The organism is Metabacillus malikii (genome assembly GCF_030813355.1).
GTDB lineage: Bacteria > Bacillota > Bacilli > Bacillales > Bacillaceae > Metabacillus > Metabacillus malikii.
Genome location: NZ_JAUSUD010000026.1, coordinates 25439 through 44694, shown reverse-complemented (window position 1 = coordinate 44694; position 19256 = coordinate 25439). Strand labels below are relative to the sequence as shown.

General features: G+C 37.9%; 7 protein-coding genes. All 7 read right to left on the bottom strand.

Going from position 1 to position 19256, the window contains the following annotated elements; all coding sequences use genetic code 11:
- Position 1: 1 nt before the first annotated feature.
- The 7 genes from J2S19_RS19665 to J2S19_RS19635 all read right to left on the bottom strand — a co-directional run bounded on the left by J2S19_RS19665 (position 2) and on the right by J2S19_RS19635 (position 19170).
- Positions 2 to 853, bottom strand: coding sequence for an ABC transporter ATP-binding protein (locus J2S19_RS19665; RefSeq protein ID WP_307345431.1), 852 nt, complete (start codon positions 851 to 853; stop codon positions 2 to 4).
- A 40-nt stretch (positions 854 to 893) separates the two neighbouring features.
- The gene (locus J2S19_RS19660) at positions 894 to 1613 is read right to left on the bottom strand and encodes a 4'-phosphopantetheinyl transferase family protein (protein ID WP_307345427.1); all 720 of its coding nucleotides are present in this window, start codon (positions 1611 to 1613) and stop codon (positions 894 to 896) included.
- Positions 1614 to 1788: 175 nt separating this feature from the next.
- The gene (locus J2S19_RS19655; RefSeq protein ID WP_307345423.1) at positions 1789 to 2499 is read right to left on the bottom strand and encodes a thioesterase II family protein; all 711 of its coding nucleotides are present in this window, start codon (positions 2497 to 2499) and stop codon (positions 1789 to 1791) included.
- Positions 2500 to 2512: 13 nt separating this feature from the next.
- Positions 2513 to 4138, bottom strand: a complete 1626-nt coding sequence (locus J2S19_RS19650; RefSeq protein ID WP_307345420.1) for a PEP-utilizing enzyme — start codon at positions 4136 to 4138, stop codon at positions 2513 to 2515.
- Positions 4131 to 5075 (bottom strand): PEP/pyruvate-binding domain-containing protein, encoded by a 945-nt coding sequence (locus J2S19_RS19645; protein WP_307345417.1) that lies wholly within the window; start codon positions 5073 to 5075, stop codon positions 4131 to 4133. Before J2S19_RS19645 ends, J2S19_RS19650 begins: the two co-directional genes overlap by 8 nt.
- 75 nt (positions 5076 to 5150) lie before the next feature.
- Complete coding sequence (locus J2S19_RS19640) at positions 5151 to 12014, bottom strand: non-ribosomal peptide synthetase (RefSeq protein WP_307345414.1); 6864 nt, start codon at positions 12012 to 12014, stop codon at positions 5151 to 5153.
- A gap of 115 nt (positions 12015 to 12129) precedes the next feature.
- Positions 12130 to 19170, bottom strand: a complete 7041-nt coding sequence (locus tag J2S19_RS19635) for a non-ribosomal peptide synthetase (RefSeq protein WP_307345412.1) — start codon at positions 19168 to 19170, stop codon at positions 12130 to 12132.
- Between the last annotated feature and the right edge of the window lie 86 nt (positions 19171 to 19256).

Below are 19256 nucleotides of genomic sequence, written 5' to 3'. Positions count from 1 at the left end.
TTTATTTACCTATTTGATCATTCTCATCGACTACTATGGTTGATACACGATCAATGCTTCCTTGTAATTGCAGGACCCTGGATAGAATGGTGTCACTGTTTTCTAACCCAACATAAAGTAATAAACTATTTTCTTTATTTTCGATATGCAGGACCTCATTCCACCCTTTAACGATTGACTCCTCTATCCGTTTTACTTCTACTAATTTTATTTGTTCATATACTAACGTATTAGTTTTTGAAATTACACCCTGATTTAAATAATAAGTAGTTTCTATGACATCATCAAACATATGAGATTCGTGATAGGTTAATAGAATCGTACCCCCCTGCTCTTTTAATTCCTTTATAACCGTTACTAGTTCTTGCTGTGCATGGATATCAAGACCAGATACAGGCTCGTCTAAAATGAACAAATCGGGTTTTTGTATGATCGCTTGGATAATCCCAACTTTTTGGATATTTCCTTTAGATAGGTGCATAATCCATTTATGGTTCATTTCCTCCAATTGAAAACGACGAAGCAAATTGGGAATTCTTTTGTTTAGATCCTCTTCGGAAATACCACCAATTCTTCCCACATAATGCAAATATTCGCCAGGTGTAAATCGAAGCATTTTAGGAAATCGATCAGGTACGTATCCAATTCTAAAGCCTTTATTTGTATATACCACTTTTCCGGAACTAGGCCGTTCTAAACCAGATATTATTCGTAAAATCGTGCTTTTCCCTGAACCATTCCCGCCTAGAACAGCAATAACTTGATTCTCCTCAATGGTTAACGAAATATCATGCAGAACTTTTTTATTTCCGTATTCTTTACTAATCTGTTTGAGCTCAACAAGCTTGCTCATAATGTACCCCTCCTTTCACAAATACCGATACATGTATTCATCATGATTTCATGTTATTTTTTATACCGTTTTCCATCACTTTACTAAACAGCTTTTCTAAGGTAATAACGTCCACACTTTCTGGTAATTTCGAAGTGGCACAAGCAGCCAAACTATATTTGGAATCAAAATCATACAACTTAAATGTTACATTTGTGCGCAATAGACTTTCTTTCATCGTAAAAGAGATAGCAGACTCCTGGATCCTTACAGAAAAAGAATGTAATGGAGTTTGTAATCCAGTGCCTATACATTTTATATAACTTTCCTTTAAAGTCCATAAATCAAAAAAATACTTCGTTCTTATCGGTTCCTGTAAAGCCATCAGATCTTCGTACTCTATAAGACTAAAAAAGCGTTTAGCTACATCAAGGTCTACCTTATCCCGTTTCTCAATATCCACACCTACATCCTGAGTAGCAAAAAGACAAACTACCCAGTCTCCAGAATGAGAGATGTTAAAATAGAAAGGAACATCTAAATCAATCCCTGGTTTTCCATATTGATTCAAAATAAAGCAAATATGATCATTCGAGATGGAAAAGTGATCCCATAAATAGTGGCGGACTAAGCAATCACCTAGCAAGCTTCTGTAAGCATCTCTCTTATGACGAAATCGACTTAATTTTTCTCTTTTTCCTATTGAAACCAGGCTAAGTAAATGTTTATAATAGTCCTCTTTCATTTCCTGAGGTACTTTTATCGCTATAATTTGTGACATGAAACCTCCAAATAAATAAAACTAAAAATCTCTTTAAATGAAACATCGATTAGCGGGGATTTAGTAAAATCTGCTGATCGTGTTCCCATTTTGTGATCTAGTGCTCAAGAAACTAGTAAGCGATATGAATCCATGTTCATCATGTAAGGTAGATTTTATGTAAAAACCCCGTTTATCATACTGTTTGTAATTTTACGACCAATTGATTGATTTCTTCTATAACTTCTCTTTCATTGTCGTGGATAAAAAAATGGCCGCCTTCAAACTCAGAAAAATGACATGACTTTGTTGTATAAAATTTCCACTCATTCAAGATAGTCAAATCGGTAGAATAATCATTCTTTCCATAAAATACGAAAAGATCGATATCTAATGGCTGGTATTCTCCTGCCCTGTAAGATTCAACTAACTGGAAATCACTTCTTAAAATAGGAATATAAATTTCAGCCATCTCTTTATTGGAAAAAACTTCTTTAGGTGTACCTCCCATGGCAAGAACTTCTTGTACGAACTCCTCATGTGGTAACGTTGAAATGATTTTCTTCTCTCGACATTTTAGCGGATCCGTCCCAGAGAAAATTATGAAAGTTGGCCCTTTATTATTAGATTTCAAAATCTTGTATACTAGTTCATAAGCTAATAGACTTCCCATACTATGGCCTAATAGGATGTACGGTAAATCATCAAGCCCATCTTTTATATTTTCAAAAATATCATTTACTAATTCTTCTGAATTAGAAATGAGAGGTTCAAGTATCCTTCTACCCCTGCCCGGATATTCTATCGGGACTAACTCAATATCTGGATGCAAATTCCTAATCCATTTACTAAATACGTAAGACGATCCCCCAGCATATGGTAGGCAATAGAGCCTCATCTTCTGCATATCGTCACTCCTCTTAACGATTAAAGTATATCACACCGTTTGTTCCATCAACAATGACCTCATCTCCTGTTTTAAGGGTAGAAGTCGCTACTTTCGTCCCTAATACGGCAGGAACCCCGTACTCCCTTGCCACAATTCCAGCATGTGATAAAACACCTCCACTATCCGTTATAATAGCGCCGACAATTGGAAAAAGGACCGTCCAAGCGGGTGTGTTCGTTTTACTTACTAACACATCTCCATGATTAACTAGATGAAATTCTTCTTGTGAATGAATCAATTTAACCTTACCTTTATACATACCTTTAGAGGCAGCTGCACCTTTAAACGATTTCTCCAACTTATTAATCGGTTCTTGTGGAAAACCAACTATTTTTTCCAGCTCCATCGCATTGCCCAATTTGGACAGATCCCCTACAAATGGGACCGGTATACTTTTCATATTCTTCTGATGCTCTTTTTTTCTTTTTTCAATCAATACTTTTACATCTTCATCTGGTTGAGCCAATAGTGTTTTAAGGTCATTTAGATACATATAGAAAATATCATGTTGATCTGAAAGGATTTGTTTTTCAACTAAATAACGACCCACTTCAAGGAAGAAAAATCTCGATTTGGCTGGAAGCATCGCATCAATATAAAAATGATGGTCTTCTTCAATATGCCAAATCTTTAATGCGGTATCCATCATCTGGATAAACTCCTGCTTTTTAGGACTATCTGGTATCTTTGATAATAATTCGTTATATAATTGACTTCTTTTCGTAGAACGTTCCTGTAATTTTTTGTTAAAGTCAAAATTGATATCCATATATGTTTTGACAATTCCAAGAATATATACAGGATTTTCGACCCAGGTCTCTTCCATGAAATCATGAAAATTAGCGCTTCTATACCCACATTCATTCATGACTTGTTGTAAACTGGCAAGAAATCCCTGTCCTGCTTCCAGTCTGGATAGTTGTTCTGGAAGGCTTTCGATTTCCGTCACTTCAAATAAATGAGTTAGTTCCTTTGAATGTTTTACTTTTCTTGATAATTCCCAAATGGCTTTATCGGTCTCTAACGTTTTATTCATGGGTCCGCTCAATACATCATAAAGGACTGACTTATCTTCAGCCTGTACTAATTGAGCGTACATCTCTTCTAAAATCCAACCAGCTGCTTGTTTTGGGGTTAGCACCTCATAATGGATTTCCCATGCTTTGAAAAAGAATTGTTCTAATTCATTCACTGCCTCTAAGATCATGGGTATGGATGTATCTGTTGTTTGAAAGGAAGAGAGTTTCGTATAGAACGGTTTGAACACACTCTCCACATATTCATCTAATTTGCTACTTACATTTGGAATTAGTTTTAACATAAGTGATTTATGTTCTTCAGGATCATACTCTTCCTTATCTGCAGGAACTATAGATTGATAGTAGTAACCGTTTAAAGATTTTACATCGACTCTTTTAATTTGCATCTTCATTCTTTCATAGCATACCTTTGTTCCATGACCCATAGCAGGCATAATGAGGGATGTAAAAAGCGGTGATAATGGTTTAGGAAAATGGACATCGTCTTGTATCCAAAATGCGCTGTCCATATCCTCTTTCGATAATAAAAAGTCTTGTTCTATTAATGTATTAGTCAACTTCAGTAACCTCCTTTAAAGTAGTGATCGGCCTCGTTTGCAGCACATAAATGTCGTCATTCCTGATCCCAAATTCGATATCAACTGGATATTGATAATAATCTTCAATCTCCTGAACGATCTCGGTCAGTTTTTTCAATTGTTCTTCGTTCACACAAAACGATGAACTTTCTTGTTGGGATGTCGGAACTTCCTCAATCCCTTCTGCAGTTCCGATGATCTTACACTCTTTATCCCCTAATTCCCTATGTATTACATCGTGATTCAGTTTTGACACAATAAACATATCTGGCGTGACCAGACCTGAAACAACGGATTCTCCCAAGCCATAACTGCAATTGATTACAACCTCATCAGAATCGGAGGTTATTGGATTCACACTAAAAGCAACACCAGAAATATCTGCCTGTATCATAACCTGCACCAAGATACTTATTTTGGAACTTTTGCTATTCATTTCAGCATGTTGTACATAACGGAGTGCCTGATCCGACCAGATCGAAACCCAACATTTTTTTATACTCTCCACTAAATGATCATAGCTTCCGATGTTTAAATAGGTTTCGTATTGTCCAGCGAATGATTGATGCTGTAAATCCTCTGCAGCTGCTGACGATCTTACCGAAACATGGGATCCACCTGACGATGATCGCAAGGCATCATAGGCACTCCGTATTTCTTTTTCTAAGTCACTTGGCATTTCATGAGATAGAAAACATTGTTGAATCTTTTGATTGGGGTTTTCCTCTGTTTGTATTAAATAATCGATTTGTTCAGCCAAGTGATGCGTTTTGATAAAGTGAGATAAGGCATCGGAAGTGATAATAAAACCGTCTGGGACCTCTATTCCTGCCTTCATCATTTTCGATAGATTTTTTGCTTTCCCACCTATCAGTAATCGTTCTTTATCATATCCTTCGCGTAAAGGAACAATCATGTTGAACTCTCCTTTCAGGTGGAGGATGGGAGATTCCGCGCCGCTCCTATCCTTGCCAACCATTGGTGATTTCTTTTAGTTGATATACCCAACCTTTTTCATATGTTCAAGAAGCTTTTCAATATAGTTGGTTTCTATGTTTGGATACTCAACAAAATCTAATTTCTCTAGGTATCTTCTTGTAAAAGAGGAATCTATTTCAACTTCCCACTGATACGGTTCGGATTCCACTTTTACTAACTCCGGAATCATTGTTGATAATAAGTCATTCTGATTATGTTGGAATTCTTGGCTGATCCATTCCCGAAACTTCTCTTCAGGCAGGATTGTGACCTTGATTCCTAATGAGTGTAAGATTGCCAATATCTCATCCATTTTCATCACGTTGTGATTAAATAGATGGAACACATTACGATCTGATTCCACCGTTTGCATAATTTGAACTATGGCTTTACTACAGATATCGACTGGTGTTAATTCAATAGATTGGTGTAGAAGAGGATCTGGGATCACTTTATAATCCATTAAAAATTTCACTTTTCGATAGAATGCATTTTCCTCTATATTCTCTTGGAATACTCCGTCTGCTAATCTTCCCATTAAGTTACCAACACGATAAATACTCACTTGCAATCCGGCTTTTTGTGCCTCGATGATCCGTGCTTCAGCTTCAAATTTACTTTTTATATACACATTGTTAAAAATATCCTGTTGAATAGACAGATGATTTTCCGTAAAAATCCTTTGTTTTGGATTCATTGTACGATTGCCTGAAATACTAATCGTTGAAACATAATGGAGATGAGCGCTGTGATTGAAACAGAAATCGATGATCCTACCCGTTCCCTTCACATTGATGGTATTAAATTCTGTTTCATTTCCATAGTGTTTCACAATAGCTGCTGCATGGATGACGGTATCAATCTTATTACCTAGATCGGTAAAATCCTTTGTCGACAAACCTAGATGATCTTTCGTAATATCGCCTTCAATAATGTGTAATTGATTTTTCACATCATTCCATGTTTTCATGAAATCTGTATCTTTGAAATATAATTCCACTTTCTGAATCAAGCGTTTTTCCGCAAATGGCCCACGAACCAAACAATAAATATGGACATTGGTATTCTGTAGTAAATCTTTCATAAGATGAATGCCAAGAAATCCGGTAGCACCCGTTACCAATACATGTTGAAGGGTACTACGCTTTCCACTAGGCAAAGTCTGTCGATTATTCGGTGATATATTAAGTATCTCTGCAGGTTGATAGACTTCGTCCACGGACTGTTGGGCTGTCGTTACCTTTTCGGCTAAACTTCTGATGGTCGGTGTCGTATACAGGTCTTTCGCTGTAAGATTCCAGCCTTGGAAATACATTTTTGATAAAGCTTTTAATAACGATATAGAGTGGCCACCTAACTCGAAGAAGTTATGAGTCACTCCAATTCGACTGACTTCAATTCCTAATACTTCTGACCAGATTTGCACTAATTGTTCTTCCGTTTCATTTTGTGGAGCTACAAACTCCTGGTCATCGAATATAGTCGGTTCTACATCGGGTAATCTTTTGCGGTCTACTTTGCCATTTGGTGATAGCGGCATTTTGTCTAAATGGACAAAATAAGCAGGAATCATATAGTCTGGGATCTTCTCCATCAAATAGTCATGCCATTCCTTTTGGCTCCATTCTTTATCTACCACGATGTAGGCACATAAATATTTATTTCCTTGGACATCCTCACGAGAGACGACGACTACCTCACGAACTTCCTCACGCTGCAGGATACAATATTCAATCTCCCCTATTTCCACACGGTATCCCCTGATCTTCACTTGAAGGTCTGTTCTGCCGAGGTATTCAATATTTCCATACGGCAACCATCTGACTAAATCCCCCGTTTTATATAGTACTGAGTCTTTTTTGTAAGGATGAGGGATGAACATTTCCTTGGTTTTCTTCTCATCATTATGGTATCCTCTTGCCACCCCTTGACCGGATATGCACAATTCACCAGGAATTCCTACTGGCTGTAAATGTCCTTCTTCATTTAAGATATATGCTTCCGTATTATCAAGTGGTTTTCCAATTGGTACGTTCGATGCTTCAAGATGGTCATCCAACTCGTATCCTGTACTATAGATACTGGCTTCTGTCGGGCCATATAGATTAAAGATACGGGTATGAGGCAATAATGATTTTGCTGACTTCGCCAGTTTTGGCGACAAGGCCTCTCCTGCCACAAATACATAGGTCAGATTAGTTAATTCTTGCAATTGTTGTTTCGACATCACATCAATAAAGGCTTGCAACAGAGAAGGCACAAAATTAACATGGGTAATCCGCTCTTGTACCATCACCTTATACAGTTCAACAGGGTCTTTTTCCAATCCGGCTTCTAAGATGACAAGTCTTCCTCCTGCAAAGAACCAACCTAATAATTCTGAAACGGACACATCAAAGATAAAAGGTGTTTTGAACAGGTAAGCATCCTCTTCTGTGAGAGGGAATCTTCGCTGTAAGCCGACTAACGTATTTAACACCTGTTGATGTTCGATCATAACTCCCTTAGGCTTTCCTGTCGAACCCGATGTATAGATGACATATGCTACGTTCTCTGGTCGATTGACTGGGAATAAATTCGTCACGTCTTCTTTCGGATCTTTCCGGTCACTCACCACGATCACGTGATCATGGTATGAATAAAGTTGATTTTGAAACTTGTCTTGTGTTAATACCACACCTGATTGACTATCTTTGATGATGGTTTCAATTCTCTTACTAGGATGATGAGGATCAATCGGTACAAAGGCGCCTCCAGCTTTTAAGATGGCTAAAATACTCTTTACCATTTCAAACGAGCGTTCCATGACGACACTTACGAGTACTTCTTCTTTTACCCCCTGTTTTCTCAGTTTTCTTGCGAGTTGATTGGCCTGTTCATTTAATTCTTGATAGGTCATTTTACAGCCATTAAACATAAGCGCTGTAGAATTAGGAGTTCTCTCCGCTTGTTTCTCAAACCATTGGTGTAGTAATACATGATCCGGAACGACCTGTTTCGTTTGATTAAAGTCATAAAGAAGTACTTTCTTTTCTTCCTCCATGACCATATCAATGTCCGCTAGCTTTAACTGGGGTGATGCGGCAATGGTGTTTAAAATCTTAATAAAGTGTTGGCTTAACCGTTCGATACTTTCTTTTTTAAATAACGATGTACGGTACTCAAATTGTACTTCCAACCCATCTTTTCCTTCTGATACGAATAAGGACAGATCGAACTTGGAAGAGTTTGATTCGATGTCCACCGTTGATAGATGCAATCCTTCCATCTCTACCTGAGAATAACTGGACTCTTGTAAAGTAAACATCGTATCAAACAATGGATTACGACTCGTGTCACGCTGAACTTTTAATTTCTCTACTAAAAGTTCGAATGGATAATCTTGATTTTCAATTGCTGCTAACGTCGATTGTTTGACCAAATCCAAAAAGTCTAAAAATGTTTTGCCTTTATTAGGGAAATTACGTAAGGCAAGGGTGTTCACAAACATCCCCATCATATTCTCGACATCATGATGATTTCTCCCGGAAATGGGCGTTCCTACGATAATATCTTCTTGATTGGAATACTTAGATAATAAGACATTGTACGCAGCTAACAAGAGCATGAACAGGGTCGTTCCTCGTTTAGCAGCCAATTGATGCAGGTCACTTGTTAAAGCTGTTTCGATATGTACAGAAAGACTATCCCCCCTTGTTTCCTTGACAGGTGGTCTTGTAAAGTCTGTCGGCAATTGCAGAACAGGATATCCACCCTCATATTGATTCAGCCAATATTGTTCCTGTCTCTTTAATTCTTCAGATTCTAAAAATTCATTCTGCCATGACGCATAATCCTTATATTGAAGGGCAGGCTCTGATAATTCTTTTCCTTCATATAATTGGACAAATTCATTCACCAGTAGTTGTACCGATTGCCCGTCCGATACAATATGATGAATATCAATGAGCAGTAAGTGTTTGTTTTCCTCCAGTTTGACCAGTTTGACTCGTAGTAACGGATCACGGGATAAATCAAAGGGCTGGACAAAATCAGCCACGAATTCTTCTATTGTTCGGTCTTCTAACTGTGAAACCCCCATGTTAATGAATACTTCATCATGAACGACTTGAATAGGTTCTCCATCCTTTACTTGAAAGGAAGTTCTCAATGCTTCATGCCTTTTCATTAACATGTTAAATGCGTATTGAACCCTTTCTGTCTCAAGGGGTCCATCGATTACGATGGCTTTCGACATATTATAACTAATTTGGTCTTGGTTCAGTGCCTGAATCATAAAAATTCGTTTCTGTGCAGAAGACAGTGGATATTCATCTTTTTCATCCACTTTTTCAATTCCGTATATTTCTTCCCTTTTTATCTGCGAGATATAGGCAGCCTGTTTCTTCACAGTGGATAACTCAAACATAATATGGATCGGAATCGAGACTTCAAATTCCCTGTAAATTTTAGATACAAATGAGGCAATCCTTAATGAATGCATTCCTAAATGAAACAGGTTATCGGATCTTCCAATTTTTCCTTCTTCCGAACCAAGAATTTCGCACCAGATGGAGATTAATCTTGCTTCTAAATCATTCTGAGGGGCCTGATACGTGAGTTCCTCGTTTATCATTTGTTTCGGGTCTGGCAGTGATTTCTTATCGATCTTGCCATTGATCGTAAGCGGAAATTCGTCCACTTTCACAAAGTAACTAGGAATCATGTAATCAGGTAGTCTTTTTTCAAGAAAGTCTCGTAATTCTGATACTGACAGCTCGTTTGATGCAATATAATATGCGCATAAGCTACTTGATTCATTTGCATCCTTCAAAGCTGTCACTAAGACATCCTGAATCCCTTCATAGTCTTTTACATGAAGTTCAATTTCTTTTAGTTCAATACGGAATCCCCTAATTTTCACTTGTTCGTCTACTCTTCCCAAGTATTCTAGCGTTCCATCAGGAAGCCATCGTGCCAAATCCCCTGTTTTGTACATGACACGATTAGGCTTAAATGGATTAGGTACCATTTTTTCATCTGTTAATGTTGGATTATTCACATACCCTTTGGCAAGCGAAGCACCTGATATACATAGCTCTCCAGGCACGCCAATCGGGAGTAATTTCTGTTCTTTATCGAGAATATACACACAATTATTGGCAATTGGCTTCCCAATCGTAATCTTAGAATCCGATGTTACATTTCGGCAAATTGTCGTCACGACACTATTCTCAGTCGGGCCATATTCATTGGCGATTTCGACGTTTGTTAATTTTTCTTTACTTTTTTTCAAAAGATCTTTTTTAACTTCCTCACCCGCTAAGGTAATGATTTTTAAACTTAGTAATTCTTCAGGTTTTATCTCATCCAATAAACTATTAAATAACGATGGTGTACTTATAAAATGAGTGATTCGATGCGATTTAATAAGTTTGTATAAATAAGGAGGATTTTTAACATCATCATTTTTTACAAGTATAATTTGTGCACCTGACACAAATGGCGTAAAGAAGCTTGTCACAAATCCATCAAACGAAAAAGAAAAAAGCTGTAAAACACAGTCTTGCTCGCATAGCTTGTATTCGTTTTTTCTCCAAATAATGTTATTCGTAATACTTTTATGCTGAATCATGACCCCTTTTGGTTTGCCGGTCGTACCGGATGTATAAATACAGTATGCCAAGTCATCCGCACGATTAACATGAACTAAGTTCTCTGCTTCACTACTATTCTTCTGTAAATATTCTAAGTCAATGATTTCTCCATTGAAGTCTAGTTTTGATCGATCCGTTGTTTCTTTTAAAAGAAAGGTTAACCTACTATCTTGAATGATGACTTCTTTCCGTTCTGAAGGATACTTCGGATCGATTGGTACATAAGCACCCCCAGCCTTCATGATGGCTAATAGTCCGATCGCCATTTCAATTCCGGGACTGATCATAATTCCCACAAACGTATTTGGCGTGACTCCTTTTTTACGCAGAAACGCTCCCAACTCATTGGCTCTTGAATTCAGGTCACGATATGTAATCTCTTTATCTTCGAATACAATCGCCACTTGATCAGGACTTTTTTGGACGATTTCCTCTACCCATTCATGAAGTAGTTTTTTATGACCGACATCCATGTAAGTTCTATTAAAATCATGTAGTAATTTATCCTTTTCACTTTCAGAAATTAATTGCAGCTCCCCAATCTTACGTTCAGGGTGCTGAGTGAGCTCTTCGATAATCGTAACAAATTGTTCTGCTAACTGACGGATAAAATCACCGCTATAAGCGTCTTGATAAATGATTTCTCCCGTGATCTGTCCATCTTCATTTTTTGAAAAACAGAAGTTTATTAAGGCATTTGTAGTGCTTTTATTTTCCTTCTTACTGAGATTGTCAAAATGAATAAGCACGGGATACGCTACTTCCCTAGTATTGGGTGAAAGCAAGTCCATTGATGATAGTATCGACGCAACATCCCCATGCTGATGATGTACCGCTTCTTTGATGGTCTTGGTTACCTGGATTAGAAGCTCTTTCCACGTCATGTCAGTTGTGACGGTATTTCTGAATAAGAGAGGATCGTCAGCGCCCGATTTTAATCCAGTACTCCCTACTAAGATGTCATCACTTCGATTGTATTTCTGCAGAATCACATTTAGGGATGTCACTAACATGACAAATGTTCCCCAATCTGAATGGTTACTGATTTTGTTGATGCTATCGCTTACCTCTCTTGAAATTGGGATCGAAATAGCAGCGATTCGATCCCCGTTCCCCGTTTCTAAATCAGGTGGAAAACTACTAAACTCCAAATCTCCTGATAACTTTTCCATCCAAAAGGTTTCCGCTTTCTTCCGTTCTTCTTTTAAATTTAATTCATGTGTTAACGTATTGTGTGTCATAGCATTTCCCTTTCCTTTATCTACTAAGCAGCTGTTTTATAAGGTGTCTGGCATCCACCATAAAATTGGTACCTGACACCTTTGCTTTTGAGACAGCCACTCAGTAAGAGTAATCTCAAAATGAGAATGTTAATTCATCTGGAAATGTAATTTCTTCAGATAGTATCTTCCGTTCTACTCTAATATCACCAATCTTGATATTTCCGTCTTGTGCCACTTGTTCGGCAATCAATTCCATATCTTCAGCTAGTTGCGAGATGGTATCGATTTTATACAGATGATTTTGATAAACGATGTCTAAGTAGAATTGATTCCCTTTTTCGACGACGTTAATCGTTAAATCGAATTTCGCCTTGCCATTTTCATATGGGTATTCTGTTAACCTCATCCCGTCTATCTCAGAGTAATGATTATGAAGTTTGTCCTCTTTATAAATAAACATCGTATGAATTATTCCTTGAGCGTTCGCCATATTGCTAAACTGCAAGGTATCTAGCAACATCTCATAAGGATAATCTTGATTCTCAAAAGCTAGAATCGTATTTTCTTTCACTTGAGATAAGAAGTCATTAAATGTCAACTCTGGCTTTGGCTGGTTTCTAATCGCTAACGTATTAACGAACATCCCGACGATTTTCTCCACATCTGCATGTGTTCTGCCAGCCGTTGGAGTTCCGATAATCACATCATCTGATCCACTATACTTTGATACCAAGATGGAATAGACCGTAAAAAACAATTGATATAACGTGGTGTTATCCTCCTTCGCGAGATTCACCAGTTGCTGAGAGACTTCTTGATTTAGTGCATAATGTAAAACTTTTCTTCCGCCTAAAGCAGGGTCGCTTTCAGGATAATCAAACGGGATTCTCTCTAGTTTTATGTCTTCTTTGTACAAATCACGCCAATACATTTCTTGTTTTTCTAATACTTCCTTGAATTCTTCACTTTGTTGCCAAACAGCATAATCTTTATATTGCAGCGAAAGTTCAGGAAGTTGTTCGCCTCTATAGAGTACAATGATCTCGTTTAATAACAATTGAAGAGATGACCCGTCTGCGATAATGTGGTGTGCATCCAAGCAGAAAATGAATTTGGACTGATTCACTTCAAACAGTTTGGCACGAATTAATGGTGCTTTCGTTAAGTCAAACGGAGTTATGAACTTCTCTATGTTCTCATCAATCTCTAATTCGTTGATAGTTTCATATTCCAGTACAAACGGTATCACTTCATGAATTTTTTGGACAAATACTCCATTGATGAAGTCAAAGGATGTCCGAAATGCCTCATGTCGTTGAATCAACTCATGCAAGACCATCTCCAACTTGTTTCTATCTAGTGCTCCTTGTATTTCCAATAATACCGGCATGTTGTAGCTTATCCCCAGTTGTCTTGTTTGTTCGAGAATAAACAGCCTTTTTTGTACATTAGAAAGTGGATAATATTCTCTCTTACCCGCTCTTGGTATGTGCTTATGCAGCAATTCTTTACTATTCTCCAAGTGAACGGATAGTAATTCGATCGTTGGCAGCTTAAAGATATCTCGCAAACTAATTTCTTTATGAAACGTCTTGTTCAGTTTGGTTACGAGTGTGATCGCATTTAAGGAGTGACCCCCAGACTCGAAGAAGTTTTGTGTAATTCCAATTTGATGGCTGTCCATTCCTAATACTTCTGACCATATCTCTACCAATTGTTCTTCTGTTTCACTTCGCGGGACTACATAGTCCTCGATGAGCGAGGTTGTCTCTACCTCTGGCAACGCTTTTCGATCTAATTTACCATTTGGAGATAATGGCATGCTGTCCAAATGTGCAAAATGGGTAGGAATCATATATTCCGGAAGTTTGTCTATCAGATAGTGATGCCATTCTTTATGACTATATTCACGATCTGCCACGATATAGGCGCATATATACTTTCTTCCGTAAGCATCCTCTCGACCGATAATGACAGCTTCGCGAACTCCTTCACGTTGCATGATGATATACTGTATTTCCCCTATTTCGACACGGTACCCTCTTATTTTGATTTGAAAATCCTTTCTGCCCAGATATTCAATATTTCCATCAGGTAACCATCTCACCAAATCGCCTGTTTTGTATAAAACGCCATCTTGTTTGAATGGATGAGGGATAAACTTCTCATTTGTTTTCTTCTCATCATAGAGGTAGCCCCTGGCCACCCCTTTTCCAGCTATACACAATTCGCCAGGAATTCCGATTGGCTGCAATTGTCTCGCATCATTTAATACAAATACTTCGACGTTATCAAGTGGTTTTCCAATTGGCACAATAGAACTCTCAAGACTATGATCCAACGAGTATCCTGTCGTATAAATACAAGCTTCTGTCGGCCCGTAAAGATTCATGATTTTCGTTTTTGGCATTAATTTCATAGCTTTTTTAGCCAATTTTGACGTTACCGCTTCACCGCCGAGAAAAATATATTTTATATTCGTCAATTCCTGTAACATGTCTTCAGGAATCATTTCGATAAAGGCTTGAAACATGGACGGTACGAAATTGACATGTGTCGCTCGATCCTTTTGGATGGTCCAATAAATGGCCATTGGATCTTTTTCCAGTTCCGGCTCTAAAATAACCAGTCTTCCTCCTGCAATCATCCACCCAAATAGCTCCGCTACCGAAGCATCAAACACAAAAGGTGCTTTTAACAAATAGGCATCCTCTTCCGTGAATAAAAATCTTCTCTGTAATCCGAATAAGGTATTTACTATATTTCTGTGCTCAATCATGACACCCTTTGGCTTGCCTGTAGAGCCGGATGTATAAATAACATAAGCTAAATTTTCAAGAGTACTCACCCTATCGAGATTCGTTACGTCCTCTTGAGGATCCATCTTATCATCCACTACCAATATGTTTTCGTGATAGGAACTAAACCTTTCTTTAAACTTAGATTGCGTTAATAACATGCATGGCTGACTATCTAGAATAATATTTTCGATACGGTTACTTGGATGATGAGGATCCACGGGTACATAGGCCCCTCCCGCTTTTAAGATGGCTAATATACTCTTCACCATTTCAAACGAGCGCTCCATGGCGCACCCGACTAGAACTTCCGCTTTTACCCCTTGTTTTCTCAGTTTATTTGCTAGCCCATTGGCTTGTTGGTTCAGTTCTTGATAAGTCATGGTGCCACCAGCGAACTGGAGAGCTATTTTATTAGGCGTTTTCTCTGCGTGTTTCTCAAAAATTTCATGCATCAAAAGATGATTATCAAAATCATATTGCGTTTGATTGAAATCATGAAGCAGTCCGCTCTCTTCTTCATGACCGGTCATCGTGATATCCGCAATTGTTATTTCAGGCGATGATGTTATGACTTCTAGAATATGGACAAAGTGCCTGCTTAGTCTCTGGATGCTATCTCTGCTAAAGAGCTCTGTCATATATTCAAATTGTGCTTCTAACCCGTTTTCTGTTTGTGTCATATATAACGAAAGATCAAACTTAGAAGCTTGCGGCTTGACCTCCCATTGTGACACACGCAAATCATCAATCTTTAATTGCGCATAACTAACATCTTGAAAGGTAAACACGGTGTCAAAAATAGGATTTCGGCTAGTGTCCCGCTCTACATTTAATTTATTCACGAGTAATTCAAATGGATAGTCTTGGTTTTCAAACGCAGCCAGCGTTGATTGCTTGACCTCATCCAAAAATTGTATAAACGGTTTCTCATTTTCAGGAAAGTTCCGCAGTACAAGGGTATTGACAAACATTCCGACCATATTTCCTACATCCGGATGGTTCCGGCCTGAGATAGGGGTTCCAACGATCGTATCTTCTTGGTTACAATACTTTGAAAGTAGAACATTGTAGGCAGCTAATAGGACCATATATAGAGTCATGCCTTTTTCAGCAGCCATTCGTTGCAAATCACGTAATAATGAATGTTCAATCTGAACAGTCACCATGTCCCCTTTATGAGTTAATACTGAAGGTCTTGGATAATCCGTTGGTAACTGCAATACAGGAATGTCTCCTTGTAATCTGTTTAACCAATACGTTTCTTGTTGTTGTAGAGCTTCAGATGACAAAAATTGATTTTGCCATGAAGCATAATCTTTATAGTGAACGAGAGGTTCTAGTAATTCTCTCCCCTCATATATTTCTGCAAATTCTTTAATCAAGACATCAATAGAGTAACCATCTGCAATATTATGGTGAAGATCGATGAAAAACAGATGTTTTCTTTCATGAATTTCAACCAGCTTTACACGAAACAATGGTGCCTTTTCAAGGTCAAAGGGAATAACAAATGTTGGAATCACATGTGCTAACTCCTCCTCTGATGCCTTAATCCTATGTATCTGAAAATCTACCTTCTCATGCACAACTTGTTTTGCCTCGAAGTCTGCATATTGGAAGGATGTTCGAAGCGATTCATGCCGTTTAACAAGGGAATGAAAGGCCTGTTCAAAGCGTTTTTGATCCAGTAAGCCCTCTATCATAAAGGCGCCTGAGATATTATAATTCGAACTGCTTTCATCAAGCTTAGCTATCGTTAAGAGTCTTTTTTGTGCTGCAGATACAGGGTAATACTCTTGTTGCTTCAACGGCTCTATAGGTTCATATTTCCTTTTCCTAACAGTCTGGATATATTGTGCCAGACTTATAATTGTCGGTTCCTGGAAAAATTCCCTGATTGGAATTTCTACTTTCAGTTCTTTATAAATATGAGCTATTAGAATGGTCGCTTTTAAGGAATGACCACCTAATTTAAAGAAATCATCTTCTATGTTGATAACTTCCTCTTCGATCCCTAATACTTCAGACCATATGGTTAAAAGCCTTTTCTCGATTGAATTACTTGGCTTTTTCATACCTTCGACAGAATTCCTTACTGTCTTTGGCTTTGGAAGCGCTGAATAGTCCAACTTTCCATTTACGGTGCTTGGAAACAGATCCAATTCGATAAAATCCGTTGGAATCATATACGGTGGTAAATGCTCTCGCAAATGATTTTCCAGCAGTATAGGTGATTGATGATGGTTAGCGATATAGTAAGCACACAATACCTCATTCCCCACTGAGTTCACACTATTGATGACGACGGCTTCTCTTATTTCAGGATGATGTAACAGAGTTTTCTCGATTTCTTCTAACTCTACTCGATATCCCCGAATATTTACTTGATTCCCGATTCTCCCGATAAACTCAATGCTTCCATCTTGATGCCATCTGCCCACGTCACCCGTTTTATACATTTTTTGCCCAGGCTTAAATGGATCGTCAACGAAACTTTCCTTCGTAATTTCAGGTCTATTTAAATAGCCCTTTGATAGACCTTTGCCAGATAGATAAATTTCACCTGGAACTCCAATAGGTACCAACTTCCCTTTTTTATTTAAGATATAGACAGATTTATCAGGAATTGGGCGCCCAATCAAAATTTTTCCGTTCACTTCAGGATCCACTTTATGAAATGTGGCACAAACTGTTGCTTCGGTTGGACCGTAAGTATTATAAACAGTAGAGTAAGTTACTAGATTGGAAATATGTTCTTTCTTTAACACATCCCCCCCACCTATAAAGGTTCTTACCCCACTTAATGGTCTTTGTTTATTAAATTCATTTAAAATTAGTGGCGTGCTGCTTACCATCGAAACCCCTTCGGTTTCTATTAATGTTGCTAACCTCGGGATATCCATTACTATATCTTTTTCTGGAATCACTAATTTTCCGCCAACCAATAAGATTGGAAACAATTGCTCAATCGATGCATCAAACGCAAAGGATGAGTGCAGCAAAAATCCATCACTCTTATTGAGTTGAAATTCCTGGATAAACTGTTCCACATAGTGAACAACAGCTTGATGGTCAATACTGACTCCTTTTGGCTTTCCTGTTGAACCGGAAGTATAGATGACATAAGCTGGGGCCTCTGAATCGGCCAAATGTAAATTTGTCCCTTCCCCAGCATACATGCTTGGATCATCTACACATACGACTTCATGGCTGTAATCTAACGCATTATAGGCTTGTTCTAAACGCGATGAAGTTAATAAGATACGGATGTTACTGTCTTTTAACATAAAATCAATTCTATTCGCGGGATATAAAGGATCCAATGGAACATACGCTGCACCTGCTTTTAATATCGCAAGAATCCCAATAACCATTTCAATACTATTGTCTATCATAATTCCTACATAATCCTGTTGGTTGACACCTAGGTCCAGCAATTTTCGGGAAAGTTGATTGGATTTGTGATTGAGATCTTGATAACTGACTTTCTCATTTTTGAACACAAGTGCTGTTTTTTCCGAATAGTGTACTACTGATTGTTCAAAAAGTTGATGCAGTGTCTGAGGTTGGATATCGTGATAGGTCGTTTCTGATTTCTGGTTAAACTTTTCTAGTATTTGGTTTTCTTCCTCTTCTGTGATCAAGGCAGAATCTGACACTTTTTCATTGGCATTTTCACAAAAAGACTCTAAAGCTAAAATAATCTGCTGAAAAAATCTTTTGATGGTTTCTTCATGATACAAATCTGAACGATATTGAATCCTGGAGCGTAATTCACCATCCGATCGTTGGAAAGAAAGAATCAGATGTTGATTCTCTAAATCATGACGAATCGTGCTATGTAAATGTTCGAACATCAGAAATGTTTTAAATACTGAAGAATCTTTATGGTAGGCCGTATCTGCCACATTCACTAGTTCTTCATAAGGAAAATTCTGATGTTCATTTGCTTCCTTAATCGTTTGCTGAACCTGCAGAAGAAATTCTTTCCAGGTCATCTCCTCATTCAAATGATTGATAATCGCTAATCGGTCATTGATAAAATCTCCTGTCTCATATTCATGTTTAAAAACAGGGGTCCCAATGACGATCACTTCTTCATTTGAGTATTGGGATAAAACTGCATTCATGGACGAAGTCACCAATAAAAAAATTCCCATCTCAGATCCGTTTGATATTCTATCCATCTTTGTCAAGACACTATTTGGAATACTGAAATTGATTGTTTCCGTGGATGGTTTCAGCCCTCCGGCATACTTTCTATCTGCAGGTAATGTACTTGGGTAGATACCACCTGATAGTTTCTTTTCCCAGTATTCCTTTTCTTTTTGGAATTTCCCGTTTTTTAGTAATAGCCGTTTAGAAAAGTTCATTACTTCTCCCCCCTATATGGATGAAACAGAGAGAGAGGCTCTCCCTCTGTTTATAAGTTCATAAGGATCAAACGATCGCTTTCCTT